General features: G+C 74.5%; 29 protein-coding genes. 17 read left to right on the top strand and 12 right to left on the bottom strand.

Going from position 1 to position 26,268, the window contains the following annotated elements:
- Positions 1 to 31: 31 nt before the first annotated feature.
- The 3 genes from hisN to aroA form a co-directional block, all read right to left on the bottom strand.
- A complete protein-coding gene (gene hisN, locus GVV04_RS06210) occupies positions 32 to 850 on the bottom strand; it encodes a histidinol-phosphatase (RefSeq protein ID WP_161685419.1) in 819 nt (272 codons plus the stop codon).
- 62 nt (positions 851 to 912) lie between these two features.
- Positions 913 to 2,064, bottom strand: coding sequence for a ribosome small subunit-dependent GTPase A (gene rsgA, locus GVV04_RS06205; protein ID WP_201752986.1), 1,152 nt, complete (start codon positions 2,062 to 2,064; stop codon positions 913 to 915).
- On the bottom strand, positions 2,034 to 3,335 hold the full coding sequence (gene aroA / locus GVV04_RS06200) for a 3-phosphoshikimate 1-carboxyvinyltransferase (protein ID WP_161685416.1): 1,302 nt from the start codon (positions 3,333 to 3,335) through the stop codon (positions 2,034 to 2,036). Before aroA ends, rsgA begins: the two co-directional genes overlap by 31 nt.
- A 103-nt stretch (positions 3,336 to 3,438) precedes the next feature.
- Here aroA and GVV04_RS06195 point away from each other — a divergent pair, with 103 nt between their 5' ends.
- From GVV04_RS06195 to rsrA, 5 genes are all read left to right on the top strand, one after another.
- Positions 3,439 to 4,146: an SOS response-associated peptidase gene (locus tag GVV04_RS06195; RefSeq protein ID WP_161685413.1), complete on the top strand. Its 708-nt coding sequence runs from the start codon at positions 3,439 to 3,441 to the stop codon at positions 4,144 to 4,146.
- 199 nt (positions 4,147 to 4,345) lie between these two features.
- Positions 4,346 to 4,738 (top strand): WhiB family transcriptional regulator, encoded by a 393-nt coding sequence (locus GVV04_RS06190; RefSeq protein ID WP_161685411.1) that lies wholly within the window; start codon positions 4,346 to 4,348, stop codon positions 4,736 to 4,738.
- Between the two features lie 113 nt (positions 4,739 to 4,851).
- Entirely contained in the window at positions 4,852 to 5,472 is a 621-nt protein-coding gene (locus GVV04_RS06185; protein WP_161685408.1) for an alpha/beta hydrolase family protein, read from the top strand.
- A gap of 265 nt (positions 5,473 to 5,737) precedes the next feature.
- On the top strand, positions 5,738 to 6,562 hold the full coding sequence (locus tag GVV04_RS06180; protein WP_161685405.1) for a sigma-70 family RNA polymerase sigma factor: 825 nt from the start codon (positions 5,738 to 5,740) through the stop codon (positions 6,560 to 6,562).
- 1 nt (position 6,563) lies between these two features.
- Positions 6,564 to 6,851, top strand: a complete 288-nt coding sequence (rsrA, locus tag GVV04_RS06175) for a mycothiol system anti-sigma-R factor (protein ID WP_161685402.1) — start codon at positions 6,564 to 6,566, stop codon at positions 6,849 to 6,851.
- A 133-nt stretch (positions 6,852 to 6,984) separates the two neighbouring features.
- Here the strand turns inward: rsrA and GVV04_RS34730 are convergent, their stop codons facing one another.
- Positions 6,985 to 7,059 carry a 50S ribosomal protein bL37 gene (locus GVV04_RS34730; RefSeq protein ID WP_386988480.1) on the bottom strand — a complete coding sequence of 25 codons (75 nt, stop codon included), beginning with the start codon at positions 7,057 to 7,059 and terminating at the stop codon, positions 6,985 to 6,987.
- Positions 7,060 to 7,340: 281 nt separating this feature from the next.
- Between GVV04_RS34730 and GVV04_RS06170 the strand changes: the two genes are divergently transcribed.
- On the top strand, positions 7,341 to 7,556 hold the full coding sequence (locus GVV04_RS06170; RefSeq protein WP_161685399.1) for a biotin/lipoyl-binding carrier protein: 216 nt from the start codon (positions 7,341 to 7,343) through the stop codon (positions 7,554 to 7,556).
- A complete protein-coding gene (locus GVV04_RS06165) occupies positions 7,553 to 8,074 on the top strand; it encodes a GNAT family N-acetyltransferase (RefSeq protein WP_161685396.1) in 522 nt (173 codons plus the stop codon). The genes GVV04_RS06170 and GVV04_RS06165 overlap by 4 nt, the downstream gene beginning before the upstream one ends.
- Positions 8,075 to 8,112: 38 nt before the next feature.
- Here GVV04_RS06165 and GVV04_RS06160 read toward each other — a convergent pair whose 3' ends face one another.
- Positions 8,113 to 8,679: a TetR/AcrR family transcriptional regulator gene (locus GVV04_RS06160; protein WP_161685394.1), complete on the bottom strand. Its 567-nt coding sequence runs from the start codon at positions 8,677 to 8,679 to the stop codon at positions 8,113 to 8,115.
- Positions 8,680 to 8,787: 108 nt separating this feature from the next.
- Between GVV04_RS06160 and GVV04_RS06155 the strand changes: the two genes are divergently transcribed.
- Positions 8,788 to 10,383 (top strand): MDR family MFS transporter, encoded by a 1,596-nt coding sequence (locus GVV04_RS06155; RefSeq protein WP_161685391.1) that lies wholly within the window; start codon positions 8,788 to 8,790, stop codon positions 10,381 to 10,383.
- Positions 10,384 to 10,493: 110 nt separating this feature from the next.
- Here GVV04_RS06155 and GVV04_RS06150 read toward each other — a convergent pair whose 3' ends face one another.
- Positions 10,494 to 12,323, bottom strand: coding sequence for a tetratricopeptide repeat protein (locus tag GVV04_RS06150; protein ID WP_328822233.1), 1,830 nt, complete (start codon positions 12,321 to 12,323; stop codon positions 10,494 to 10,496).
- Positions 12,324 to 12,579: 256 nt separating this feature from the next.
- On the opposite strand from GVV04_RS06150, the gene GVV04_RS06145 reads away from it, so the two are divergent.
- Together GVV04_RS06145 and GVV04_RS06140 are read left to right on the top strand one after the other, a co-directional pair.
- Entirely contained in the window at positions 12,580 to 13,611 is a 1,032-nt protein-coding gene (locus tag GVV04_RS06145) for an SIS domain-containing protein (RefSeq protein WP_161686720.1), read from the top strand.
- A gap of 25 nt (positions 13,612 to 13,636) precedes the next feature.
- Positions 13,637 to 15,295, top strand: a complete 1,659-nt coding sequence (locus tag GVV04_RS06140; RefSeq protein ID WP_161685385.1) for a histidine kinase N-terminal domain-containing protein — start codon at positions 13,637 to 13,639, stop codon at positions 15,293 to 15,295.
- A gap of 110 nt (positions 15,296 to 15,405) precedes the next feature.
- On the opposite strand, the gene GVV04_RS06135 is transcribed toward GVV04_RS06140, so the two are convergent.
- A complete protein-coding gene (locus GVV04_RS06135; protein WP_328822232.1) occupies positions 15,406 to 16,950 on the bottom strand; it encodes a glycosyltransferase family 39 protein in 1,545 nt (514 codons plus the stop codon).
- Between the two features lie 392 nt (positions 16,951 to 17,342).
- Between GVV04_RS06135 and GVV04_RS06130 the strand changes: the two genes are divergently transcribed.
- The 4 genes from GVV04_RS06130 to GVV04_RS06120 are packed head-to-tail and all read left to right on the top strand — an operon-like array spanning position 17,343 to position 20,828.
- Positions 17,343 to 19,055, top strand: a complete 1,713-nt coding sequence (locus tag GVV04_RS06130) for a nitrite/sulfite reductase (RefSeq protein WP_161685380.1) — start codon at positions 17,343 to 17,345, stop codon at positions 19,053 to 19,055.
- Positions 19,052 to 19,210, top strand: a complete 159-nt coding sequence (locus GVV04_RS32115; protein WP_201752984.1) for a hypothetical protein — start codon at positions 19,052 to 19,054, stop codon at positions 19,208 to 19,210. The genes GVV04_RS06130 and GVV04_RS32115 overlap by 4 nt, the downstream gene beginning before the upstream one ends.
- A complete protein-coding gene (locus GVV04_RS06125; RefSeq protein ID WP_328822231.1) occupies positions 19,207 to 19,998 on the top strand; it encodes a phosphoadenylyl-sulfate reductase in 792 nt (263 codons plus the stop codon). Before GVV04_RS32115 ends, GVV04_RS06125 begins: the two co-directional genes overlap by 4 nt.
- Complete coding sequence (locus tag GVV04_RS06120) at positions 19,980 to 20,828, top strand: sirohydrochlorin chelatase (RefSeq protein WP_161685377.1); 849 nt, start codon at positions 19,980 to 19,982, stop codon at positions 20,826 to 20,828. The genes GVV04_RS06125 and GVV04_RS06120 overlap by 19 nt, the downstream gene beginning before the upstream one ends.
- A gap of 150 nt (positions 20,829 to 20,978) precedes the next feature.
- Here the strand turns inward: GVV04_RS06120 and GVV04_RS06115 are convergent, their stop codons facing one another.
- Both GVV04_RS06115 and GVV04_RS06110 read right to left on the bottom strand, forming a co-directional pair.
- Complete coding sequence (locus tag GVV04_RS06115) at positions 20,979 to 21,236, bottom strand: WhiB family transcriptional regulator (protein WP_161685375.1); 258 nt, start codon at positions 21,234 to 21,236, stop codon at positions 20,979 to 20,981.
- Positions 21,237 to 21,684: 448 nt separating this feature from the next.
- Positions 21,685 to 22,635, bottom strand: a complete 951-nt coding sequence (locus GVV04_RS06110) for a diacylglycerol/lipid kinase family protein (protein WP_161685372.1) — start codon at positions 22,633 to 22,635, stop codon at positions 21,685 to 21,687.
- 43 nt (positions 22,636 to 22,678) lie between these two features.
- On the opposite strand from GVV04_RS06110, the gene GVV04_RS06105 reads away from it, so the two are divergent.
- On the top strand, positions 22,679 to 23,065 hold the full coding sequence (locus GVV04_RS06105) for a hypothetical protein (protein WP_161685369.1): 387 nt from the start codon (positions 22,679 to 22,681) through the stop codon (positions 23,063 to 23,065).
- Positions 23,066 to 23,089: 24 nt separating this feature from the next.
- On the opposite strand, the gene GVV04_RS06100 is transcribed toward GVV04_RS06105, so the two are convergent.
- From GVV04_RS06100 to sodN, 3 genes are read right to left on the bottom strand one after another with little or no spacing between them, the layout of a single operon-like run.
- Positions 23,090 to 23,497: an ATP-binding protein gene (locus GVV04_RS06100; RefSeq protein WP_161686716.1), complete on the bottom strand. Its 408-nt coding sequence runs from the start codon at positions 23,495 to 23,497 to the stop codon at positions 23,090 to 23,092.
- A 30-nt stretch (positions 23,498 to 23,527) separates the two neighbouring features.
- Positions 23,528 to 24,073 (bottom strand): GNAT family N-acetyltransferase, encoded by a 546-nt coding sequence (locus GVV04_RS06095; protein ID WP_407938763.1) that lies wholly within the window; start codon positions 24,071 to 24,073, stop codon positions 23,528 to 23,530.
- Positions 24,070 to 24,474 (bottom strand): superoxide dismutase, Ni, encoded by a 405-nt coding sequence (sodN, locus tag GVV04_RS06090; protein ID WP_161685366.1) that lies wholly within the window; start codon positions 24,472 to 24,474, stop codon positions 24,070 to 24,072. The genes GVV04_RS06095 and sodN overlap by 4 nt, the downstream gene beginning before the upstream one ends.
- An 84-nt stretch (positions 24,475 to 24,558) precedes the next feature.
- On the opposite strand from sodN, the gene GVV04_RS06085 reads away from it, so the two are divergent.
- Both GVV04_RS06085 and GVV04_RS06080 read left to right on the top strand, forming a co-directional pair.
- Positions 24,559 to 24,903 carry a S26 family signal peptidase gene (locus GVV04_RS06085; RefSeq protein WP_328822230.1) on the top strand — a complete coding sequence of 115 codons (345 nt, stop codon included), beginning with the start codon at positions 24,559 to 24,561 and terminating at the stop codon, positions 24,901 to 24,903.
- Positions 24,904 to 25,061: 158 nt separating this feature from the next.
- Positions 25,062 to 26,240 (top strand): NAD(P)-dependent malic enzyme, encoded by a 1,179-nt coding sequence (locus GVV04_RS06080; protein ID WP_161685363.1) that lies wholly within the window; start codon positions 25,062 to 25,064, stop codon positions 26,238 to 26,240.
- The last annotated feature ends 28 nt before the right edge of the window (positions 26,241 to 26,268 follow it).

Genomic DNA, 26,268 nt, shown 5'->3' with positions numbered 1-26,268 from the left:
ACCACCTGGCGAGGATAGAGGCTGGCGGCGCTCAGCGCGCGGGGGGCCGACCCAGCCTCGCGAGTACGTCGGCGTGCAGCGGCCCGTTGCTGGCCACCGCGCTGCGCTCCCCGGCCGCGTCGCCGCCGGGGGCCGGCCGGCCGGCCAGGTCGGTGAACGTCCCACCCGCCTCGGTGACGATCGGCACCAGCGCGGCGACGTCCCACAGGGACAGCTCCGGCTCGACCATCACGTCCAGCGCCCCCTCGGCCAGCAGCATGTAGCCGTAGAAGTCGCCGTACGCGCGGCTGCGCCAGGTGTCCCGCATGAGCTGGAGCACCGGCTCCAGCAGCCCGGCGTCCTCCCAGCCGGACAGGGACGAGTAGCAGAAGCTGGCGTCGGCGAGCCGACCCACGCGAGAGACCCGGATCGGGGCGCCGTGCGCGGCGTCCGGGCCGGCGTACGCGCCCTCGCCGACCGCACCCCACCAGCGCCGGCCCAGCGCGGGCGCGGAGACCAGCCCGAGCACCGGCCGGCCCCCCTCCAGCAGGGCGATCAGGGTCGCCCAGACCGGCACCCCCCGGACGAAGTTCTTGGTCCCGTCGATCGGGTCGACCACCCAGCGCCGCCCGCCCGGCCCGTCGCCGGGCTGCTCGCCGTACTCCTCGCCGAGCAGGCCGTCGCCGGGGCGCCGCTCGGCCAGCAGCGCGCGGATCTCCCGCTCGACGGCCGTGTCGGCGTCCGAGACCGGGGTCAGGTCCGGCTTCGCCTCGACCCGCAGGTCGAGGGCGCGGAACCGGGCCGCCGAGATGGCGTCCGCCCGGTCGGCGAGCAGGTGGGCGAGGGCGAGATCGTCGGCGTACCCGGTCATGCCGCAGACGGTAGCGGCGGCCGGGTCGGCCCCCGCCGCGCGGGTGGCGCCCGGCTGGTGGCTCACGACCCGGCGAGCGGGTCGCCGGGGTTGCGCTGGTCGGGCTCGCGCGCGTCGCCGTCCCCGGAGCGGGAGGCCAGCAGCCGGCGGTACGAAGCCAGCCGGCGGGCGTCGGCCTTGCCGGCGGCCACCCAGGCGTCCAGCGCGCAGTCGGTCTCGTCGGCGGTGTGCTGGCAGTTCGCCGGGCAGTCGACCGTCCCCTCCACCAGGTCGGGGAAGCCGTGCAGCAGGCTGTTCGCCGAGACGTGCGCCAGCCCGAAGCTGCGCACCCCGGGGGTGTCCACGATCCAGCCCGTGGCGGCGCCGGACGCGCCGGACCGGCGTGCGCCCGGGCGGGGCTGCAGCCGCAGGGCCACCGCGCTGGTCGAGGTGTGCCGGCCCCGGCCGATCGCGCTGACCACGCCCACCGCCCGGTCGGCGTCCGGGACGAGGCGGTTGACCAGCGTCGACTTGCCCACCCCGGAGTGCCCGACCATGACCGACACCCGGCCGGCCAGCAGGTCGCGCAGCGCGTCGAGGTCGGAGTCGGGCCGGATCAGCACGTACGGCAGCTCCAGCTCGGCGTAGTACCCGAGCACCTGCTCGGGGCCGGCCAGGTCGGCCTTGGTCAGGCAGAGCAGCGGCTCGATGTCCGCGTCGTACGCGGCCACCAGGCAGCGGTCGATGAACCCGGTGCGTGGCGGCGGGTCGGCCAGCGCGCTGACGATCACGAGCTGGTCGGCGTTGGCCACCACGACCCGCTCCAGCCGCCCCTCGGCGGTGGTCTCGTCGTCGTCGGCGGTGCGCCTCAGCACCGAGCTGCGCTCGGCGATCCGGACGATCCGGGCCAGCGCCCCGGCCGCCCCGGAGGTGTCGCCGACCAGGCTCACCCGGTCGCCCACCACCACGGACTTGCGGCCCAGTTCCCGGGCCCGCATCGCGGTGACGAGCGGGGCGTCCGGGCCGGGGTCGGGCAGCACGCAGGTGTAGCGGCCCCGGTCGACGGCGATCACGAAACCGTCGACGGCGTCGGCGTGCAGGGGCCTCGTCCGGGTGCGTGGGCGCGAGGACTTCCCGGGCCGGACCCGCACGTCGTCCTCGTCGTACTCCCGCCGTTTGGTCGCCAGGACGTCCCCCCGCCGTGTCAGCTCTCTCCGGTCACCATCGCCGACCATAGCGCCGGAAACTCCGGCATGGTCTTCGAGGTGCACGACACGTCGTCAAGTTCGACGCCGGGGACGGCGAGCCCGGTCACCGCGGCGGCGTGCGCCATCCGGTGATCGTGGTACGTGCGGAACATCCCGCCGCGCAACGGACGGGGGCGGATCTCCAGCCCGTCGTCGGACTCGGTGATGTCCGCGCCGAGGCCGGCGAACTCGCGGGCGAGCGCGGCGATCCGGTCGGTCTCGTGCCCCCGGATGTGTGCGACGCCGGTGAAACGGGACGGCGAGTCGGCGAGCATCGCGAGCGCGGTCAGCGCCGGGGTCAGCTCGCTGACCTCGGAGAGGTCGGCGTCGACCCCGTGCACGGTGCCGGTGCCGCGCACGGTCAGGCCGGTGGTGGTGAGGGTCACCTCGCCCCCCATCCGGGACAGCAGGGCGCGGAGCTGCTCGACCGGCTGGGCGCTGCTGCGCGGCCAGCCCCGCAGCGTCACCTCGCCGCCGGTGATCAGCGCGGCGGCGAAGAACGGCACCGCGCCGGAGAGGTCCGGCTCGATCTCCCAGCCCCGCCCGGTCAGCGGACCCGGCTCGACGACCCAGACGTCTGCGACGCTGTCGTCGACGGCCGCACCGGCGGCCCGGAGCATCTGCACGGTCATCCGCAGGTGCGGCGCGGACGGGACCGGCGGGCCGACGTGCCGGACCACCACGCCCCGGTCGAAGCGGGGCGCGGCCAGCAGCAGGCCGGAGACGAGCTGGCTGGAGGCGGACGCGTCGATCACCACCTCGCCGCCGGTCACCCGGCCGGCGCCGAACACGGTCAGCGGCAGGCTGCCGGTGGTCGGGGTGTCGACCCGCACCCCGAGGGTGCGCAGCGCCCCGATCAGCGGGCCGAGCGGCCGGGTGCGGGCGGCCGGGTCGCCGTCGAAGGTGACCCGCCCGTCGGCGAGACCGGCGACGGGCGGCACGAACCGCATGATGGTGCCGGCCAGGCCGACGTCGACGTGCGCCGGGCCGGCCAGCGGGTGCGGCCGGACCAGCCACCGGTCGTCGTCCGCGATCGACATGTGCGCGCCGAGCGCCCGCAGCCCGCCGGCCATCAGCTCGGTGTCCCGGGCCCGCAGCGGCCCGGCCAGCGTGGAGGGGCCGCTGGCCAGCGCGCTGAGCACCAGCGCGCGGGCGGTCATCGACTTGGAGCCGGGCAGCCGCAGCGTGGCCACCACCGGGTCGGACGCGGTCGGAGCGGTCCACGGCCGTAGCGGCCGGGTCGCGGTCGGAATCCCCACGGATCACATTCTGCCGCCTTCCGCCCCCGATGCGACGGGCCGGCGGGTCCGCTCCCGGTTGGCGGGACAGCCGAACGTCGCACAGGGCGTTAGCGTGTGCCCCATGTGCGGGAGGTACGCGACGACCCGGAGCGCGGGTGACCTGAGCGGGCTGTTCGAGTCGTCCGACGAGACCGACGACCGGGTTCGGTCGAGCCACAACGTGGCGCCCACCTCCGCCGTGCCGCTGGTCCGGCTCTCCGCCGAGGGGCACCGTGCCCTGTCCGTCGGCCGCTGGGGGTTACTGCCGCCCTGGTCGCGCTCGCCGGGCGAGGGGGCCCGGATGATCAATGCGCGGGCCGAGACGGTGGCCACCAGCCGGGCGTACGCGCCCGCGTTCGCCCGCCGCCGCTGCCTGGTCCCCGCCGACGGTTGGTACGAGTGGGTCCGGCGGCCGGAGGGCGGCCGGCAGGCCTACTACATGACCCCGGCCGACGCCTCGGTGCTCGCCCTGGCGGGCATCTGGACGACCTGGGAGGGCCCGGCCGGGCCGGTGCTGACGTTCAGCGTGCTGACCACCGCCGCCGTCGGTGAACTCGCCGAGGTGCACGAGCGGATGCCGCTGCTGCTGCCGCGGGAACGCTGGGCGTCCTGGCTGGGCCCCGTGGACGACCCGGCCGCGCTGCTCGCCCCGCCCGCCGCCGGGTGGCTGGCCGGCCTGGAGATCCGACCGATCGGGCCGGCGGTCGGCAACGTGCGCAACGACGGGCCGGAGCTGACCGCCCGGGTGCCGGCAGAGATCGCGCCGACCGGGGGCATGACGCTTTTCTGACAGCCGGCGAAGCGCATTGTCGCGCACTGATTCGCCAGGGTTGCGGTGAATCGTCGCCCGCTGTTTAGGCTTTCTTCACGCGAGGCCCTTGTCCCCGTGTCCCAAAGTGCGATACAACACAGCGCCGGTAGTGGACGGCGATTCGCACGGTGCGAACGACGTCCATCGATCATGCCGGTCCCACGGGGGAGGTGGGTGGATGACACGGGCGCGTATGCCCCGCCCGCATGAGGTGGCCGCCGCACGACGAGATCCGCGACTGCTGCGGGCGCTGCGTGAACGGCAACAGGACGAAGCCTGGCGAACGAGAGGGACTTGCCAGAGCGTGGACCCGGAGACATTCTTTCCGGCGCCCAACGAACCGGCCGATGCGGCGGTGGCTCTCTGTCGCAGTTGCGATGTGCAGGGGCCCTGCCTGGCCTGGGCGTTGGATGTCGGCGACTGCCACGGCGTCTGGGGCGGCACCACGCCGCGCGAGCGCCGGGCGATGCTGGTCGCCTGGCGCAGTGAGGTGGACCCGGACCCGGACGCGGTCGACGGGGCCGGCCCGCCGGTGCGGGACCGGCTGCTCACCCTGGTCCCGCTGAGCTGACCCGAACCCGCCGGCCGTCCTCCCGCCCGGGTAGGACGGACGGCCGGCGGGTTCGGCGTACGGGCCGGGACGGTCCCCGGGGCCGTCGCCCCGTCGACCCGCAGAATGGGCCCGTGCGGCATGACGAGGAGATCGGGACACCACGCGGGCCGGCCCGGGTCGACACCGACCTGCCGGCCGGTCCGCCGTTCGCCCTGCTGGTGCTCGGGCACGGGGCGGGCGGCGACGTCGACGCGCCGGACCTGGTCGCGGTCCGGGACGCGGCGGTGGCCGCCGGGGTGGCGGTGGTCCGGGTGACCCAGCCGTACCGGGTGGCCGGCCGGCGTGCCCCGGCCCCCGCCGGGCACCTCGACGAGGCGTGGACGGCGGTCGTGGCCGAGGTGCGCCGGCGGCACCCCGCCGGGCCCCCGCTGCTGGTCGGCGGCCGGTCCAGCGGCGCCCGGGTGGCCTGCCGTACCGCCGTGGCCGTCGGCGCCGACGCGGTGCTTGCGCTGGCCTTTCCGCTGCACCCGCCGGGTCGGCCGGAGCGCTCCCGGGCGGCGGAGTTGGCCACCGGGCTGCCGACGCTGGTGGTCAACGGCGACCGCGATCCCTTCGGCGTGCCCGAGGCGGGCCCGCCGGTCCGGGTGGTGGTCCGCCCCGGCGAGCGGCACGACCTGCGCGACGATCCAGCCGGCACGGCCGGCGTGGTGGTCGACTGGCTGCGCGGCCGGGGCTGGGCGTCGTCGCCCTGACCCGTGACCCCGGTCGCGGGCCGCGCCCGGTCGCGGCGGGCTGAGCCGGGGCGCGGCCGTGACCGGGGTGCGGCACGCGTCGTTGTCTCCGGTGGTGTCGGGTGTCGATCCGGGCGACCGGCGCCGTCCCGCCCAGGCCCTCCTGGTCCCGGCGCCGGCGTCCGCCGGGGCCGGGACCGGGAACGGGGCCGGTCGGCCGGAATGCCGGGCCCGGCGGTCCGCGTTACCTCCCATGGACGAAATTTCTGCTTCAGGGGGGTGACCGGTGCCGACCGAGACACGGAGCCGGGAACGGGACGAACGGGAGGCCGGGCAGCTCAGAGGGCTGCTCGACGCACCGGAGTGGCCCGCCGCAGCGTGGCCGGACGGGCCTGCGGCGGTGAGGACCAGCACACCGGGCGGAACCGAATCTGCGCCGGGGTCCTGGCGCGTATCCTCGGCGGGAAAGCATCCGACGCGAGGGGATGTGCGGTTGACCACCGAGAAGACGGACGAACGCAGGGCCCGCTTCGAGCGGGACGCGATGCCCTTCGTCGATCAGCTCTACGCCGCCGGGCTGCGCATGACGCGCAATCCGGCGGACGCGGAGGACCTGGTCCAGGAGACGTACCTGAAGGCGTACGCGGCCTTCCACCAGTTCGAACAGGGCACCAACCTGAAGGCCTGGCTGTACCGGATCCTGACCAACACCTACATCAACTCCTACCGCAAGCGGCAGCGCCAGCCGATTCAGGCGCCCACCGAGGAGATCACCGACTGGCAGCTCGCCGCGGTCGAGTCGCACACCTCCAGCGGGCTCCGCTCGGCCGAGACCGAGGCGCTGGACAGGCTGCCCGACAGCGACGTCAAGGACGCCCTCCAGCAGTTGCCGGAGGAGTTCCGGATGGCCGTCTACCTCACCGATGTCGAGGGCTTCTCCTACAAGGAGGTGGCCGACATAATGGGCACCCCCATCGGCACGGTGATGTCGCGGTTGCACCGCGGCCGACGTAATCTGCGCAAGCTGCTCGAACGGTACGCCGCCGAGCGCGGTTTCTCCGCCGCGCAGCCGGCCAAGGGTTCGACCGCCGCCGCCAGCCGGGAGGTGTGACGTGAGCTGTGGGAAGCCGCACAGGACGGATTGCCGTGAGGTGCTCGCCGAGGTCTACCTCTACCTGGACCTGGAGTGCGCCGAGGAGCGTCGCCTGCTGATCAGGCACCACCTCGACGAGTGCGGGCCCTGCCTGCGCGAGTACGGCCTTGAGCAGGAGGTGAAGGCGCTGGTGGCCCGGTGCTGCGGCAACGAGACCGCGCCGGAGCAGCTGCGCGAACGGCTGCGGGTCCGCCTCACCGAGCTGGTCGTCTTCGAGACGAGCGAGTCTCGCGAGCTGGCCGACTGACCCGGCGGGATACCCGCACAACGACACGACGGTGGCCCTGGTCGATCGACCCGGGCCACCGTCGTTTCTCCGGCCCCCGCGAGGCGGGTCGGACCGGGCCGCTGGACGGTCGGCGGGCAGGCCGCCGCGCCGGTCAGGAGTTGGGACGCTTGCCGTGGTTAGCGTTGCTCTTCTTCCGGGCCTTCTTCTTCCGGGACTTCTTCGCCATGTCGACCTCCTCAGGTGCTGGTCACTTCCGCCCGCGCGCGAGCGCGGCGGTGGTCGGATACCGGCCCTCGGGCGCCCGCGGGCCGACCCGCTGATGCTAGTGCGGGCGGCGTCCGCCGTGGTCCGCCGGGGCGGTGCTGGCGCCGCGCCCGCCCGGGCTGCCCCTGTTTCGTCGACTCGGCGTGCCGTGTGTCGCACGCTCTCGCCCGCTCCGGCCCCGGGGCGGGCCGGAGCATGATTGGATACCGATCGCAGAGACGCCGGTGGAGAGGGAGGGCCGACATGGCCGAGGAGATCCGCGCCGAGATGGTGGCCAACGTGTGGAAGATCGTCGTGTCGGCCGGGGACGCCGTGTCCGAGGGGGACACGCTGGTGATCCTTGAGTCGATGAAGATGGAGATCCCGGTCGTCGCCGAGTCCGACGGTGTCATCGAGCAGCTCGCGGTCAACGAGGGCGACGTGGTGCAGGACGGCGACCTCATCGCGGTGATCGGTTGACCGGCCTGCTGGTCCGGCGGGCCGCCGCAGCCGACTTCGCGGCGGTGGCCCGGCTGACCGTGGCCGCGTACGAGGCGGACGGGCAGCTCAAGGGGGAGAACGGCTACGCCGTCGCGCTCGCCGACGTGGCGACCCGGGCGGCGAGCGGCGAGGTGCTGGTCGCCGTGGACGAGGCCACCGACGAGCTGCTCGGGTCGGTCACGTTCGTGCTGCCCGGCACCCCGTACGCCGAGATCTCCGGGCCCGGCGAGGCCGAGTTCCGGATGCTCGCGGTGGACCCGGCCGCGCAGGGCCGGGGCGCCGGCGCGGCGCTGGCGCGGGCCTGCCTGTCCCGTGCCGCCGAGCTGGGCTGCTCGGCGGTGGTGATCTGTGTCCGCGACGGGTTCGCCGAGGTCGGCCGGCGGCTCTACGAGCGGCTGGGCTTCGTCCGCACGCCGGAGCGGGACTGGTCCCCGCTGCCCGGGGTGGAGCTGCTCGGCCTGCGCCGGGAACTGCCCGTGGCGACCCCCGAGGGTTGATCCGCGACTGTCCGCCCGACGGGCCCGGGGCGGCGCGCTCAGCCCTCGCCGATCCTGGCGAGCAACTCGTCGGCCACCTCAAGGGCGAGCTTGCGCCGCTCGGCGTCGGTGACGTGCTGGCCGCGGATCGCGAACCAACAACTGTGCACGGCGAACAGCGCCACCGCGGCGCGTAGCTGGGCGGCCGGTGAGTCGTCGCCCCGGGCCAGCGCCAGGGCCAGCCGCATCATCCGGTCGCGCATCTGCTGCCCTGCGGTGAGGCTCTTCAGCACGGTCTGGTTCTGCTCGAAGAAGCGCATCACCGAGTGCTCCTCGGTGGCGAACATCGTGTCGGCGTACCGGGCGATCAGCTCCTGCCGGGTCGCCAGCGTGGCCGGCCGCCCCTCGGCCCAGGCGATCAGCGTGTCCATCCGGTCCAGCCGGTCGTGGACGAAGCTGCTGACGATCTCGTCCTTGCTCTTGAAGTGGTAGTAGAGCGCGGCCTTGGTCACGTTGAGTCGCTCGGCGATCTCGCGCAGGGACGTCTTCTCGTATCCGTGCTCGGTGAAGAGTTCCAGGGCCACGGTCTTGATGCGCTCCCGCGTGCCGCCCGTGCTCTCTGTCACCGGTCCACCATCCCACTCGTTGACGTCATATTGCTGTCCAACCTACCGCGCGGCTAGTAAGCTAACCGGCCGGCAAGTAAGCCAGTCACGCCTCGGGGGAGCCTACTGATGACTCAGGTGCAACAGCAGACTGTGGAGCGACGACCCAACATCCGGGTGGTGCTCTTCGGCCTGATGATCGCGATGATGCTCGCGATGCTCGACAACATGATCGTCAGCACCGCGCTGCCGCGGATCGTCGGCGAGTTCGGCGGGGTGGACCACTTCACCTGGGTGGTCACCGCCTACGTGCTGGGCACCACGGTCTCCACCCCGATCTGGGGCAAGCTCGGCGACATCTACGGCCGCAAGATCGTCTTCCTGACCTCGGTGGTCATCTTCCTGGTCGGCTCGGCGCTGTGCGGCATGGCCGGCTCCGGGCTGTTCGGCGGGACGGACAGCGGCATGGTCGAGCTGATCGCCTTCCGGGCGGTCCAGGGCCTCGGCGCGGGCGGGCTGATGGTCGGCGTGATGGCGATCATCGGTGACCTGGTCCCGCCCCGGGAGCGGGGCCGTTACCAGGGCATGATCGCCGGCATCATGGCCATCGCCATGGTCGCCGGCCCGCTGGTCGGCGGGTTCATCACGGACAACCTCTCCTGGCGCTGGGCGTTCTACGTCAACCTGCCGCTCGGCGGCATCGCCCTGGTGCTGCTCGCCACCACCATGCACCTGCCGAAGTACCGCACCGAGCACCGGATCGACTGGCTCGGCGCGGGGCTGCTCTCGGTCGGCATCACCGCGATCGTGTTGATCACCACCTGGGGCGGGAACTCCTACGACTGGACCTCCCCGCAGATCCTCGGCCTGGCGGCGCTGGCCCTGGTCACCCTCGTCGTGTTCGGCCTCGTCGAGCGCCGCGCCCCCGAGCCGATCCTGCCCCTGCGGCTCTTCGCGAACCGTAACTTCGCGCTGATCTCGGCGATCGGTTTCCTGCTCGGCTTCGCCATGTTCGGCGCGATGAACTTCCTGCCGCTGTACCAGCAGACCGTCCAGGGCGCCTCGGCCACCAACAGCGGCCTGCTGCTGCTCCCGTTGATGTTCGGCATGCTGGTGGTCTCGCTGGCGGTCGGCCGGGCCATCACGAAGACCGGCCGGTACCGGATGTTCCCGATCGTCGGCGGCGTGGTGATGGCCGCCGGCATGGCGCTGCTCACCCGCCTGGACGTCGGCACCGGCAAGGTGGAGTCCTCGCTCTACATGATCGTCCTCGGCGTCGGCATGGGCTTCCTCATGCAGACCTCGATGCTGGTCGCGCAGAACAGCGTCGAGCAGAAGGACCTCGGCGCGGCCAGCGGAGCGGCCACCTTCTTCCGCTCCATCGGCGGCTCGTTCGGCATCTCGCTGTTCGGCGCGATCTTCGCCAACCGGCTCGCCGACTCGTCCGCCGGGTCCGCGTTCAGCGGCGGGGGCGGCGAAGGCGGCCAGCTCGACCTGGACAAGCTCAAGGAGTTGCCGGCGCCGGCCCGGCAGTTGGTGCTCGGTGGCCTCTCCGACGCCATCTCGCACGTCTTCTGGTGGGCGGTGCTCTTCACCGTCCTGGTGCCGGTGCTCGCCTGGTTCATCCGGGAGGTCCCGCTGCGCTCGACCAACGACACCCCGACCGCCGAAGCCGCCGGGGAGGAACAGGCGGAGGTCGCCCTCGGTCGGGCCCCCACGGCCTGACCACCGCCCGCCCGGCCGCGCCCACCCTGCGGGGTACGGCGCGGCCGCGCGGCCTGCGGCCAGTCGCGGTCGGGGGCGGCGAGCCGGGTCGGGGCGGTGAGCCGGGTCGGTCAGGGGCGGCGTCGGGAACGGGTGAGCCAGGCCCAGAGCCGGCGCAGCGGTCCAGGCCGTTGCGGTCCCGGACCGGAGATCAGCTCGCCGGCCAGCGTGGCCGTGTCCGCGTCGAGGGCCGGGGTGGCCAGCGCCAGGTACGCCAGCGACACCGCGATCGGCACCGGCCGCTCCCGGGCCACCGCCGCCGCGTCGGCGAGCCGCTCGGCCACCACCCGGGCCACGTCGGCCCGGACGAGCGGGTCCACCCAGGCGGCGGTGACCAGGGCGAACAGGGCCGCCTCGGTGATCCAGTCCTCCACACCCCAGACCAGGTCGACCAGCACCCGGCGGCGGGTGGACTCCGGCCACGGCTCGTCGGTGCGGTGGTGCAGCAGGCCCAGGCACGCCCAGACCTGCACGCAGCGCACCCACAGCGACGGGTCATGGCCGGCCAGCAACCGGCCCATCCCGGTGGCGGGTGCCGCGGGCGGGTGCACCAGCAGCCCGAGCAGGTCGGTCAGGCCCAGGGTGGCCAGGCCGACCGCCGCGTCGTACGCCGCCGGGGGGTGCGGCCAGGCCGGGTGGGCGAGCTGCCGGATCCGGTCCGCGGCCTCGGCCGAGGGCGCCGGCACCGTCGGCGCGGGGACCGTGCCCTCCCAGTGCCACAGCGGCCGGTCGCTGGCCCACCGGGGCTCGCGCGGGTCCGGGTCGCCGACCGCGACCACCTCGACCCGCAGCCCGGGCGCGGCCGTCGCCACGGTACGCATGGCGCTCGGCGGCTCCAGCGTCTCCAGCCGTACGGTCGCGCCGCGGCCGCGGTTCTCCTCGGTCAGGGCGTGACGCAGCATGGCCACCGCCGCCCCGGCGGCCGGGGTGACCTGCCCGAGCCAGGGCCGGCTGCGGCAGCCCTCGGCGAGGTCGCCGTGCTCGTGCGAGTCGTCGGGGTGGTCGCGGACGAAGTCGGCGAGCGCCACCAGGTGCGCCACGTCGCCGTCGCGCTGGAAGCGCAGCCGGTGCGCGGTGTGCACGGCGCAGTCGAAGGTGGGGTCCCGGGCCAGGGCCCGGTCGATCCAGTCCAGGGCCTCGTCGAGCCGCCCGTTGTCGGCCAGCGTGCCGGCGAGGTCGGCGTACACGGCGAGATCTGTCGGGTCGTGCTCGACGGCCCGGCCGAGCGCCGCGAGGGCGTCCCGGGTCCGGCCGGCGCTGCGGTAGGCGTACCCGAGCCAGACCTCGCCGAGCTTCGACGGCTGGACCCGTACCCCCCGGCTGGCCCAGTGGATCGCCAGCGTGACCTCGCCGAGGCGCCGGGCCAGCGCGGACGCCGCGCCGAGCAGCAGGCCGTGGTCGGGGTGGACGGTGACCGCGTTGCGGGCCAGCACGAGGTACGGCGACAGCGGCCCCCGGTCGGCGCGCGGCACCGGGTCGCCCACGGTGGCGCAGACCTGCATCAGCACCCGGGCGACGCGCTCGGGGTCGAGCCGTTCGGGCAGCTCGGGGGAGGTCACCCAGGGCACCCCGGCCCAGTCGGCGTGGGGGTCGTGCCCGGTGGCGGCGGCGAGCAGCTCCAGCCCGTCGTCGGGCCGCCCGGTCGCGGCGAGCAGGTGCGCGCGGGCCACCACGACGCCGACGAAGGCGCGCTGGTGCAGCGGGAACAGGTCGACGCCCCCGCCGCTGGAGGCGGCGAGCCGGGCGAGCGTCTCGTGCACCTCGGGCAGGGTGGGCGCCCGGGTCAGCGCGCCGGCGACGTGCCCGGCGGCGTGCGACAGGTCGCCCTCGTCCAGCGCGAGCCGGGCCAGGGTCAGCTCCTCCTCCGCCGACAGCGGGGGATCGTCCCTTCCCTCGGACACGTGGGCCTCCCGCTCGTAGGTGCCTCGCCCGCCGGCGGGTTCGTCCGCGCGCAGGCGCTCGCCGGAGACGGGCGGGCCCCGCTCGTCGGTGTGGCGCCGGGCCGGGCAAGCGTAGGTGATGTTGCGGCGATGTGGTGATCCTCTGCGCAATGCTGCTCGCTGGATTGCTCGTGCCCGAAAAAACCTGCAAGACTGAGCAGGAAACGCGCGGCTATCGCGCAGGGATGGGGTATTCGTGACACGTGCAGGGGCCGGGATGGCCACCGACATCAGCGAGCAGCCGGCCGGCTACGAGCGGCTGCTCTCCGCCGAACACGCCGGGGCGATCGCCCGGGTGGCCGCCGCCGTCGCCCAGCGCCGCCCCCGGCACGTGGTCTTCACCGCCCGGGGCACCTCCGACCACGCCGCCCTCTACGCGGCGTACCTGACCGAGATCCGGCTCGGCCTGCCCGCCGGGCTCGCCTCGCCCAGCGCGGTCACCCTCTTCGGTGCCCGGCCCGACCTGTCCGACGCGCTCGTCGTCGGGGTCAGCCAGAGCGGCGGCTCACCCGACCTGGCCGAGGTGCTGCGCAGCGCCCGCGCCTCCGGCGCGCTGACCCTCGCCGTCACCAACAACCCGGACTCCCCGCTGGCCGAGGTGGCCGAGCTGAGCGTGGACATCGCCGCCGGGCACGAGCGGGCGGTGGCCGCCACCAAGACGTACACCGCCGAGCTGTTCGCCCTGCTGATGCTCGTGGAGGGCATCCGGGCCGGCGACGGCGCGCTGCCCGCCGAGGAGCGGTCGGCGCTGGCCGCCCTGCCCGAGCTGGCCGCCCGCACCCTGGACGACACCACCCCGGCCCAGCTCGCCCCGCGCTACCGGTTCGCCGCCCAGCTCGTCACCACCGGCCGGGGCTACGCGTACCCGACCGCCCGGGAGGCGGCGCTGAAGCTGATGGAGACGTCGTACCTGCCGGCGCTCGCCTTCTCCGGCGCGGACCTGCTGCACGGCCCGCTCGCCATGACCGACCCGGACGTCCCGGTGCTGGCCGTGGTCGGCTCCGGCCCCGGCGGCCGGTCGATGGGGGAGGTGCTGCCCCGGCTCGGCGAGCGCCGCGCCGACGTGGTGGTGGTCGGCTCCGCCGACGTGGAGGGGGCCACCCGGATGGCCGTCCCCGAGGTCGACGAGCGGTACGCCCCACTGCTGGACATCCTGCCGTTGCAGCGGCTCGCGCTGGCGCTGGCGCTGGCCCGGGGCGAGGACCCGGACGCCCCGCGCGGCCTCAAGAAGGTCACCGCGACGATGTGAGTTCCGGCGTGGCAGGCTGGTCAGCGTGTCCACGCTGCGCGACCTCGCCGAGGAGCACACCCAGCTCCGCCCCGCCGACATCGACCACCTGCACCGGATCGCCGGAGACTGGCAACTGCTGTCCGACCTGTCCTTCGCCGACCTGCTGCTCTGGGTGCCGGTGGACGCCGAGGGCAGCTTCCTCTGCGTGGCCCAGGTCCGCCCGACGACCGCCCCCACCGCGTACCAGGACGACCAGGTGGGGCGGATCGTCGGCGGGCCGGAGGTGTCCCACCTGGACGTCGCGTACGGGCAGGGCCGGATCTGGCGGGAGGGCGACCCGGTCTGGTACGGCGACGTGCCGGCCCGGCACGAGGCGATCCCGGTCCGGCTGCGCACCGCCGACGGGGAGGCCGGCGAGGTGATCGCGGTGGTCGGCCGGGACACCAACCTCTCCACCGCCCGCACGCCCAGCCAGCTCGAACTGAACTACCTCACCACCGCCGACGACCTGGCCCAGATGATCGCCGACGGCACGTTTCCGCCGCCCCGGCATCCCGGGGAGACCACCTCCGCGCCCCGGGTCGGCGACGGCCTGGTCCGGCTGGACGCGGGCGGCAAGGTCACCTACGCCAGCCCGAACGCCCAGTCCGCGTACCGGCGCCTCGGCTACGCCTCGCACCTGGGCGGGGAGGACCTGGCCAAGCTGCACCGCCGGCTGGCCGGCGACCCGCTGGAGGGCACCGACGCCGGCAACGCCATCCTGGCCGCGCTGCGCGGCGAGGCGCCGCCCCGGCGGGAGATCGACGCCCGGGGCGCGACCATGCTCACCCGGGCGCTGCCGCTGATGCCCGCCGGGGTGCCGATCGGCGCGCTGGTCCTGGTCCGCGACATCACCGAGGTACGCCGCCGCGACCGCGCCCTGATCACCAAGGACGCCACCATCCGGGAGATCCACCACCGGGTGAAGAACAACCTGCAGACCGTCGCCGCGCTGCTGCGCCTCCAGGCCCGCCGCGTCGCCATGCCCGAGGCCCGGGTCGCCCTGGAGGAGTCGGTACGCCGGGTCGCCTCCATCGCCCTGGTGCACGAGACGCTCTCCATGTCCAGCGACGAGGCGGTCGAGTTCGACGGCATCGTCGACCGGGTGGCCAGCGCGGCGACCGAGGTCGCGGCGACCGAACAGACCGTCGGGATGCGCCGCCGGGGCAGCTTCGGGGTGCTGCCCGCCGAGATCGCCACCTCGCTCGTCATGGTCCTCAACGAGCTGCTGCTCAACGCGGTGGAGCACGGCTTCCCGCCGGCCCCGGAGGCCCCTGCGCCCGGTCCCGCCCCGCTGGCCGGGACCGCGTCGGCGGCCGGGACCGCGTCGGCGGCTGAGTCGTCGGCGGCCGGGTCCCCGACGGCGGGCGGGACCGCGCGGCCTGAGGCGGACCGCGTCCTGCCGGTCGCCACGGAGCCCGGCCCGGCGGCCGTGCCGCTGGTGGTCGTCTCGGCGCACCGGTTCCGCAAGCAACTGCACGTCACCGTCGCCGACAACGGGCGCGGGCTGCCGGCCGAGTTCGACGCCGAGCGCGGCGGCCGGCTCGGCCTCCAGATCGTCCGGGCGCTGGTGACCGGGGAGCTGCGCGGCACCATCGAGCTGCGCAACGGCACCGAGGGCGGCACCGAGGCGGTCCTGGTGGTTCCCCTGATCCGCTCCTGACCGGCCGGCTCGCCGGCCAGGGGGCCACCGCACCTTCCGGGTCCGGCTGCCGCTGCTGCCGGACATCGACGATGGGCCGCCCGGGCGTGGCACAGCGGGTCTTTACCGGGTCACCGGGTGAGCAGCGCCACGGTCAGGCCCGGGCGCGGGTGGACCCGCTCGACGGTGAAACCGTCGCGCAGCGCGTCCCCGGTCGCGCCGGGCACCGCGTCGACCGGGTCGGCCCGCCGGCCGGCGACCACCAGCCAGACCCGGGCGACCCCGGCCAGACACTCGGCCGGGCGCGGGCACTCGTCGGCCCAGTAGTCCCCGCGCGCGTCCCGGTCCCGGACGACCAGGGCGTCCCGGGGCTGCCGGTCGCCGAGGTGGTAACGGACGCCAAGGTCGAGGAAGAGCCAGCTGTCCCGGGGGGAGAAGACGATCGCGTCCCCGGGCCGGCGTCCCTCGTCGACGACCCGGGCCGCGCCCCGGTAGTCGACCAGCGCGTCGCGCGGCCACTCGTGGCTGCGCCGCAGCGCGGCCTGGTCGGGCAGGCCGAGCAGGCCGGCGAGGAGCACCACGCCCAGCGCCGCCGGCAGCGACACCCCGCCCCCTTCCGGCGCCCGCCCCGCCGGGCCCGATCTCGCCGCCGGGTCCGTTGCGCCCAGCGCCGCGCCGGCCAGGACGCAGGCGAACGGGACGGTGAAGAACAGGTAGCGCGGCACCCAGAGCGGCCCGGCCAGCCCGGCCAGGAACACCAGCAGCACCGGTAGCGCCACGCACGCGGCCGGGAGCAGGGCACGCCGCCCCGACCGGGCGGCCCCGAGCGCGGCGAGCCCCAGCAGCAGCCCGCCCACCGCGCCGCTCTGGGTCACCGCGCCCGGGAGGGCGGCCAGGTCGGCCGGCCGGGCGCGGTCGACCCAGTCGAGCTGCCGGCCCCGCTGGCCGACGGCCAGCAGCACCAGGGGGGCCAGCGCGGCCAGGGCGGCCAGCACCGCGATCAGCCAGCCCCACGGCGGCCAGGGTCGACGGGTGTGCGCGGGGGCTGACCGTGGCGCACCGGCCGGGCGCGGGGCGGCGGCCCGGTGGGCGTACGGCGCGGTCGCGGCGTGGGCGGCGAGCAGGGTGAGGGCGACCAGGTGGGCCAGGCCGAGCCCGGCGACGGCGGCGGCGTACCCGGCCCAGCGGCGCCACCCCGGCCGGTCCAGCGCCCGGGCCAGCAGCAGCGTCGCCAGCACGGCGAAGAGGGCTACGAACGCGTACGGGCGGGCCTCCTGGGCGTACCGGGACGTGCCGGGCAGGACCGCGAACAGCAGCCCGCCCAGCAGCCCGGCCCGCCGGCCGAACAGCCGGCACCCGAGGGCGGCGGTCAGCCCGGCCGTCCCGGCCGTGGCCAGCACCGACGGCAGCCGCAGCGCCGTGGGGGAGTCGCCGAACGCCGCCACCCAGCCGTGCATGAGCAGGTAGTACGGCCAGCTCGCCGCGTCGATGACGCCGGCCATCCGGGCCAGGGCGCCCAGCGGGCGGGTGGCCGCGCTCCAGGTGGCCAACTCGTCCCGCCACGGCTGGGCGGAGCCCACCCCCGCGCCGGTCACCGCCAGGGCCACCAGCGCCGGCCACCCCCAGACCGGACCGAACCACCCCGGCGAATGCCGCCTTCCGGGCAATTCGTCCACGCCGTCGAGCCTTCCACACGTCGGCCGCCCCGGGGACGCGTCAGGGTCGCTCCCGGGGCGGGGACAGAATCCCTGATCGAGGGCGATCTTGGCCCCAGCCCGCATCGGCGGCCCGTGATGTGGGATCACCCACGCTGTCACTGGTAGGGCCCCTCGGGGTGTGGGAGCATGGCCGCATGCTTGCCGCCGTCGTCCGTCGCTTCGTGGCCCGTCGCCACGTCGACTACGGCCGCGTGCGCAGCGCCATCTGTCCGGCCTACTGACGACGCCCGACCCCTCGTCTCGGGCGCGCGTTCCCGCGCCGGCCGTCCGACACCGTTGTCCATGGCCCGTACCGCGGGCCGGCCGTGCGCCCGCGCCATGAGGCACAGCAGACAACGGAGGACGCCGCGATGGCGGTCAGCAGCACCCCCGCCCGGCCCGACGCTCCCACGACGCCCGCCGCCCGGGCCCCCCGCCGTCCGCGCGGGGAGGGCCAGTGGGCGCTCGGCCACCGCGAGCCGCTCAACGCCAACGAGCGGATCAAGAAGGACGACGACCCGCTGAACGTCCGGGCCCGGATCGAGAGCATCTACGCCCACCAGGGCTTCGCCTCGATCGACCCACTGGACCTGCGCGGCCGGTTCCGCTGGTGGGGGCTCTACACCCAGCGCAAGGCGGGCATCGACGGCGGGCGCACCGCCGTGCTGGAGCCGCACGAGCTGGAGGACGAGCTCTTCATGCTCCGGGTCCGGGTCGACGGCGGGCAGCTCAACCTGGCCCAGCTTCGGGTCATCGCCGACATCTCCCGGGAGTTCGCCCGGGACACCGCCGACATCACCGACCGGCAGAACATCCAGTTCCACTGGATCCGGGTCGAGGACATGCCGGAGATCTGGCGTCGGCTGGAGGCGGTCGGCCTGCAGACCACCGAGGCGTGTGGCGACTGCCCCCGGATCGTGCTCGGCAGCCCGGTCGCCGGGGTGGCCGAGGCCGAGCTGCTCGACCCGACCCCGGCGATCGACGAGATCGTCCGGCGGTACGTCGGAGACAAGCAGTACTCCAACCTGCCGCGCAAGTTCAAGACGTCGATCTCCTGGCTGGTGGACACCCCGTACGAGACGAACGACATCGCGTTGCTCGGCGTCGACCATCCCGAGCACGGCCCCGGCTTCGACGTCTGGGTCGGTGGCGGCCTGTCGACCAACCCGATGCTGGCCAAGCGGCTCGGCGTCTGGGTGCCGCTGGCAGAGATCCCGGACGTCTGGGCCGGCGTGGTGGGCATCTTCCGCGACTACGGCTACCGCCGGCTGCGCAACCGGGCCCGGCTGAAGTTCCTGGTCGCCGACTGGGGCGTGGAGCGCTTCCGCGAGGTGCTGGAGAAGGAGTACCTGGGCCGCACGCTGCTCGACGGTCCCGCCCCCGAGCTGCCCGAGCGGCCGGTCGACCACATCGGGGTGCACCGGCAGCGCGACGGCCGCTACTACGTCGGGGCCGCCCCGGTGGTCGGCCGGGTCTCCGGCCCTCAGCTCGCCCGGCTGGCCGACGTGGTCGAGGCGCACGGCAGCGACCGGGTGCGGCTCACCCCGTACCAGAAACTGCTGGTGCTGGACGTGCCGGCGGAGCGGACCGACTCGCTGGTGGCGCAGCTGGGCGGCATCGGCCTGGCGGCCCGGCCGTCGGCCTGGCGGCGCGGCACCATGGCGTGCACCGGGATCGAGTACTGCAAGCTCGCCATCGTCGAGACCAAGGCGCGCGGCGAGGAGCTGGTGGCCCGGCTGGAGGAGCGGCTGCGGGACTTCGACGCGGACATCTCCATCCACATCAACGGCTGCCCGAACGCCTGCGCCCGCACCCAGGTCGCCGACATCGGCCTCAAGGGCCAGCTCGTGGTCGGCCAGGACGGCCGCCAGGTGGAGGGCTTCCAGGTGCACCTGGGCGGGGGCCTGGGCATGGCGCAGGGGCAGACCGCCGGCTTCGGCCGCAAGCTGCGCGGCCTGAAGACCACCGCCGACGAGCTTCCGGAGTACGTGGAGCGACTGGCCCGCCGCTACCTGGCCGGCCGGACCACGGGCGAGACGTTCGCCAACTGGGTGATCAGAGCCGACGAGGAGGAACTGCGATGAGCGAGACCCGATCGGCACCCCTGTACTGCCCGTACTGCGGCGAGGAGGACCTGCGGCCGAGCGAGGCGGGCCACGGCGCCTGGGAGTGCCACGCCTGCGCCCGGGTCTTCACGGTGAGGTTCACGGGGCTGCTCAGCCGGGCGGTGACCCGGTGAGCGTCGTGTCGGCGGCGGGCCTCGGACTGGTGGGGCTCGGCGGCGCGGAGCCCACCGACCCGGCCCGCAGCGGCGCGGAGCCCACCGACCCGACCCGGCGGGGCCCGGAGGAGCTGCGCGCCCTGGCCGAGCGGGCCGGGCGGGAGCTGGAGGGTGCGCCGGCGCTGGAGATCGCCCGCTGGGCGGCCGAGACCTTCGGCGACCGGCTCTGCGTGACCAGCTCGATGGCCGACGCCGTCCTGGCCCACCTGGTCTCCCGGGTCGCCCCCGGGGTGGACGTGATCTTCCTCGACACCGGCCTGCACTTCCCGGAGACGCTGCGGGTCCGCGACGAGGTGGCCCGGCGGCTGCCCGTCAACGTCCGCTCGATCCGTCCGCGGCTCACCGTGGGCCAGCAGGACGGCGAGTACGGCCCCCGGCTGTTCAACCGCTCCCCGGACGACTGCTGCGGGCTGCGCAAGGTCGAACCGCTGGAGCGCGCGCTGACCGGGTACGACGCCTGGGCCGCCGGCCTGCGTCGCGACGAGTCGCCGACCCGGGCCAACACGCCGGTGGTGACCTTCGACGCCCGGCGCGGCAAGGTGAAGGTCAACCCGATCGCCGCCTGGCGGCAGGCCGACGTGGACGCCTACGTCGCCCGCCACGACATCCCGGTCAACGAGTTGTTCAAGCGTGGCTACGGCTCGGTCGGCTGCTGGCCGTGCACCCGTCGGACCAAGGCGGGGGAGGACCCCCGGGCCGGCCGGTGGGCGATGTTCGAGAAGACCGAGTGCGGCCTGCACCCCTGACCGTCGCCGGGGTCGCGGGGCCGTCGCCAACGGCCCCGGACCCGGTGGTCCTGGTCGCGCACGGCAGCCGGGATCCCCGGGCGGCCGAGGCGACCCGGGCACTGGCCCGGTCGGTCGCCGCCGCCCGTCCCGGCGTGACCGTGTCGACGAGCTGGCTGGACCACACCGAGCCGGGGCCGGCGGCCGTGCTGCGGTCGCTGGCGGCGGCCGGTCATCCCCGGGCGGTGCTGGTGCCGCTGCTGCTCACCGCCGCGTACCACCGGCGGGTCGACGTCCCGGCGGCGGTCGCGGCGGCCCGGGACTCGGGCCCGCCGATCGACGTACGCGTATCCGACGTGCTCGGCCCCGCCGACGGCGTGGTCGACGCCGCGCTGCTGGCCGGGCTGCGGCGCCGGCTGGCCGAGGCTGAGCCGGGGCGGTTCGACGCGCTGGTGCTGGCGGCGGCGGGCACCCGGGATCCCCGGGCGCGCGGGTCGGTGGGGCGGGTCGCCGCGGCGCTCGGCGCCGAACTCGGGGTGCCCTGCCGGGTGTCGTACGCCTCGGCGGCCCCGCCGCTCACGGGAGCGGCGGTGGCCCGGCTGCGCGCGGCGGGCGCCCGCCGGGTGGCCGTGTCGGCGTACTTCCTGGCCGCCGGCCTCTTCCACGACGCCGTGGTGGCGGGGGCCCGGTCGGCCGGTGCCGTGACGGTGTCCGGGCCGCTCGCCGACGCCCCGGAGCTGGCCGCGCTGGTGCTGCGCCGGGTGGACGCAGCGGTGGACGGCCGGCCTCGACGCCCACCGCCGCGCACGGCGTACCGCCGTGGCGGCGTGCCGGCTCCCGGCCCTCGCTGACGCCGCCCGGCGGCACCCGGGGTCGGGGCGATGTCGCCTGCCGACGACGCCGTCCGCCGGCCCCCGGGCCTCGTCGACGCCGTCCGGACGGCAGAACGCCCCGGCAGGGAGTTGCCCTGCCGGGGCGTCGAGCCTTTAGTTCGGTGCAGGTCAGGCGGAGTGAGCGCGCAGCACCCGGAGACCACCGCGACGCTTGACGGCGCGCCGCTCCTCCTCGCTCATCCCGCCCCAGACGCCAGCGTCCTGACCGGACTCGAGTGCCCACTGGAGGCACTGGTCGGTCACGGAGCAGCGCTGGCAGACGGCCTTGGCCTGCTCGACCTGCAGGAGGGCCGGACCGGACGTCCCGATCGGGAAGAACAGCTCCGGGTCCTCGTCGCGGCAGACAGCATGGTGACGCCAGTCCATGGCGGCAACACTCCTCATTCTGGATGGGTGGCAGATTTGCTTTTGGTGCTTTTCTTATATGCGTCCGCACGCCGAATGGTGACGGTTCGCGTCCATCAATTCGGCGCTGCGTGAGCAGGCTCTTGCGGCCCCTGGGACCTGCTGGAACAGCTCAACACGGCGAGCATATCCAGGCAATGTCCCGGTAACTCAAGTTCGCTTGTGAATACTTTCACGAACTCACGCAATGTCAAGGGCGACGCTCGGAAAAACTCCAAGCGGTGAGCAAGCTCACGACCCTTTTGTCCGGGTTCTAGAGTGATCCAGCAACCCGCCGTGCCACAGTCGAGGATCAATATAGTACACTACGCGTGACATTGCTGACATTTCCGGCACCTCGCCCTCGGTGTTGCGGCCACCGTGTCAACACGGTGTGGGGGACCGCTTGACCAAGGGCTGTACCCGAGGCCTAACAGATTACTCTCAGTGCGGCCGGAACGGATGCAAATCTAACTTTCTCTCGCTCGCCGAGGTAGTCCCCGTCCAGCTGGAAGGCCTGCGGGCGGCTCGTGAACAGGGTGAATTCGTTCACGTCGTGCAGCCGCAGCACCTGGCGGCCCCGGGGATCCGGGGCCCGGGAGAGCGCCTGGGTCACTGTGCGTGCTGTGCTCGCCACGTGGAGCTGACGCATCGCCAGCACGTCGAGCCCGAGATCGAAGGACGCTTCCGGATTCGGGTTGATCTCCCGCTCGCCCAGGTACGTCCACGGCGCGGTGTTCTGGACGATGACGGTGGCCAGCTCGCCCTCGGCGGCCGCCCCGGGCCGCTCCAGGGTGATCGCGGGGTGGCGCCGGTCCGAGCGGAGGAAGTACTGGTTCACCGTCGACCGAAGGTAGAGCGCCGGAGTGGAGACCCGGCCCCGTCGGCGGGCCTGCTCCACCCGGTGGATGACCGCCGCGTCGATGCCGAAGCCGGCGCAGAAGGTGAAGTAGCGGTCGTCGGCCCGCCCCAGCCCGACCGTCCGGGACCGGCCCAGCCGCAACCCCTCCAGGATCATGCTGGTGCCCTCGGGCCACTCCCGGGGCAGGCCCAGCGCCCGGGCGAACACGTTCGTCGAGCCGCCCGGAACGGTGGCCAGCGCCGGCAGGCGCTCGGCGAGCGTCCTCCCGGTGCGGATGGTCGGCGGGTCGGCCGTCATCAGGCCGTTCACCACCTCGTTGACCGTGCCGTCACCGCCGAGCGTGACCACCAGGTCGACGCCCTCCTCGGCAGCCTCCCGGGCCAGGTCCGTGGCATGGCCCCGCCGGCGGGTGTACCGCACCGACAGGTCGACTTCGCTGCGCAGCGCACGGACCAGGACGTCCCGGCTGCGCTCGCTGGTGGTGGTGGCCTTCGGATTGACGACCAGGACGGCCCGCATGGGCGGCACTGTACCGCGATCCACCACGGGTATCGTGTCGCGCGTGACCATCGACTCGGACCGGAATCCCACCCCGCTGCAATGGGCGGTCCGGCTGCTCCGGGCGGAGGCGGTCGCGCTGGCCCTGGTGGCCGCCTGGCTGGTCTGGGCCGACCTCACCGCCGAGACCACCGACCTGCCGTCGGCGCTGCTGGTGACCGCCTTCGCCCTCTGTGGCGCGGCGGCGCTGTGGGCGCTCGGCGGCGCCCTGAGCCGGCGCCGGGCCGGGGCCCGGGCCCCGGCGATCGTCCTGGAGCTCATGCTGCTGCCGGTCGGCTGGTACATGATCCAGGGCGGCCTGGGGTGGCTGGGCCTGCCGCTGATGGCGCTCGGCCTCGGGGTGTCCGCCCTGCTGGTCAGCCCGCCGACGACCCGGGCCCTCGGCTACTAGCCGGCCTCCGGCGGGTCGCGGGGGTCAGTAGCGGGAAGCGCGCCGGGTGAGCAGGGAGATGGTGGCCCGGCCGTTCGCCGCGTTCGCCGACGCGGCCGTGGTCAGCGCGGTCAGCACCTTCCAGGCGAAGGACGACTCGGAGGGCAGCGTCGCGCCGCGCACCGTCGGGACGGTCACCTCGACGGTGAGCGCGTCGTCGGTCACCGCGAACCGGCACTCCAGCTCGGCGTCCCTGGTGGCGATCGCGAGCAGCATGGCGCACGCCTCGTCCACGGCGATCCGCAGGTCCTCGATCTCGTCGAGGGCGAACTGTAGACGGGCGGCGAGGCCGGCCGTGGCGGTACGGAGCACGCCGAGGTAGCCGCCGTCGGCGGGCACGGTGAGGTGCACCACGTCGTCGTCGGTCGCTGGCTGGCCGGTCAGTTGAGTCACGCTCATCCCCCCGGCGGGGACTCTACCCCGTCAGGCCGAAGGGTGCTGGGGTGCGCCGCCGGTTGCGGCCGAGAGGCCGCCGCGCGCCTGCTCGGCGAGCGCGTGCAGGGCGGGCCCGGCCAGCCGGTACGGCACCCACTGTGCCAGCGGCGCGGCGCCGACCGCGGCGTAGAACCGGGCGGCCGGATTCCAGTCGATCATCGACCAGTCGAGCCGGCGGTAGCCCCGCTCCACGCAGATCGCGGCCAGGGTGGCCAGCAGCCGCCGGCCAGCACCGCTGCCCCGGGCCTCCGGGCGGACGTACAGGTCCTCCAGGTGGATGCCGTGCGCGCCGGCCCAGGTGGAGAAGTTGAGGAACCAGAGCGCGAAGCCGAGCGGCCGGTCGGCGTCGTCCACCGCCACGTGACCGAACAGCGCCGGTGCCGGGCCGAAGAGGGCCGCGTCGAGTTGCCCGGCGCTCAGGTGGCACTGGTCGGGCGCCCGCTCGTACTCGGCCAGCTCGTGCACCATCGCGACGACGGCCGGCACGTCCTCGGGACGTGCCGGCCGTACGGTCGGGATGAGGCCGGCGTTCACGCCTGCTTGGTCTCCCAGAAGATCTTCGAGATCTCGTCGATCTTCGTCAGCAGCTCGTCGGCCTTGGCCGGGTCCACGCTGCCCTTGGCGCCGCCGGCACCGGCCAGCTTGGTCGCCTCGTTGAACAGGGTGTGCAGGTTCGGGTACTTCTCGAAGTGGGCCGGCTTGAAGTAGTCCGTCCACAGCACCCACAGGTGGTGCTTGACCAGCTCGGCGCGCTGCTCCTTGATGATCAGCGCCCGGGTGCGGAACTCGGGGTCGGTGTTCGCCTGGTACTTCTCGGCGATCGCCTTGACCGACTCGGCCTCGATCCGGGCCTGGGCCGGGTCGTAGATGCCGCACGGCAGGTCGCAGTGGGCGCTGGCGGTGACGCTCGGCGTGAGGATGCGTGGAAGTCGCATCGGGATCCTCCATGTGAAGTTTGCGATGATCCAAGACGACATTACTCCTGGACATGCTCCCCGACGGCGCGGAGGTGAAACCCGGTGCGCCCAGACGAACCCCGGGCCGCCGACCGGCTGCGCGGGCCGCTCGCCGCGGTGCTGGTCGCCGGTCCGTCGATGGTCCCCACCCTGCGCCACGGCGACGCCGTGCTGGTCCGCCGGGGCGGCCGCCCGGTCCGTGCCGGCGACGTCGTGGTGGCCGTCTTCCGCAGTCGCCCGGACCTGCTGGTGGTCAAGCGCGCGGTCCGCTCGCAGGACGGCGGGTGGTGGGTACGTGGCGACAACGACCTGGTCACCGACGACTCCCGGGTGTACGGCGTGGCCGACGTGCAGGGCCGGGTGGTGGCCCGGTACTGGCCCCGGCCGGGCCGCCTGCGCCGCCCTTGAGCTACTCCCGAGTATGACCCTACTCACATCCGGTGTTCACGGCCGACACTATGCTCGGCAGGTGCCCGGGTGACCCCCCGCACCGCGTACCGCCGCTCGTCGCCTCACCTCGCGGCCGAGCCGGACGCTCCATCTGCTCGACAGATCCTGGAGTCACCATGCCTTCGTCCATCGTGGATCCCGCCGATCCCGTCTTCCGACTGCACGCCGGCGGCAAGATGGCCGTCGCCTCCACCGTCCCGCTGACCAGCCGGGAGGACCTCTCCCTCGCGTACACCCCCGGGGTGGCCCGGGTGTGCGAGGCGATCGCCGCCGACCCCGCCCTGGCCGACGACTACACCTGGGTGGGGCACACCGTCGCGGTCGTCACCGACGGGTCTGCGGTGCTCGGGCTGGGCAACATCGGCCCGCGCGCGGCGCTGCCGGTGATGGAGGGCAAGGCGGTGCTGTTCAAGCAGTTCGGCGGCGTGGACGCGGTGCCGGTCTGCCTGGACACCCAGGACGTGGACGAGATCGTCGCGGTGGTGAAGGCCATCGCCCCCTCGTTCGGCGGGATCAACCTGGAGGACATCAGCGCGCCGCGTTGCTTCGAGGTGGAGCGCCGGCTCGACGAGGAACTGCCCATCCCGGTCTTCCACGACGACCAGCACGGCACCGCGATCGTCGTGCTCGCCGCGCTGCGCAACGCCGCCGCCCTGCTCAACCGCAAGCTGGGCGACCTGCGGGTGACGGTCAGCGGCGCGGGAGCGGCCGGCGTGGCGGTGACCCGGATGCTGATCGCCGGGGGAGTGGACCCGGCGCGGGTGGTGGTCTGCGACTCGAAGGGGATCATCGGCCGGCACCGGGCCGAGCTCACCGGCACCAAGGCCGCCCTCGCGGCCGACACCAACGCCGCGGGCCGCCGGGGCGACGTCACCGAGGCGCTGCGCGGCGCGGACGTGCTGATCGGCGTCTCCGGGGGGCAGATCCCGGAGGAAGCGGTGGCCGGGATGGCCCCCGGCGGCATCGTCTTCGCGCTGGCCAACCCGACCCCCGAGGTGCACCCCGAGGTGGCCGCCCGGCACGTCGCGGTGGTCGCGACCGGCCGCAGCGACTACCCGAACCAGATCAACAACGTGCTGGCCTTCCCCGGCGTGTTCCGGGGCGCGCTGGACGCCCGGGCCACCCGGATCACCGAGGGCATGAAGGTGGCCGCCGCCGACGCGATCGCCGGCGTCGTGGCGGAGACGCTGACCGCCGACGCGATCGTGCCGTCCCCGCTGGACCCGCGGGTCGCCCCCGCAGTGGCCGCGGCCGTCGCCGAGGCCGCCCGCCGCGACGGCGTCGCCCGCGCCTGAGGTGGGACGACGGGCCCCTTCGCTGCCA

The organism is Micromonospora rubida (assembly GCF_009908295.1).
Lineage (GTDB): Bacteria > Actinomycetota > Actinomycetes > Mycobacteriales > Micromonosporaceae > Micromonospora > Micromonospora rubida.
The sequence above is the reverse complement of the archived record's forward strand: the minus strand, read 5'-3'. Positions and strand labels throughout refer to the sequence as shown.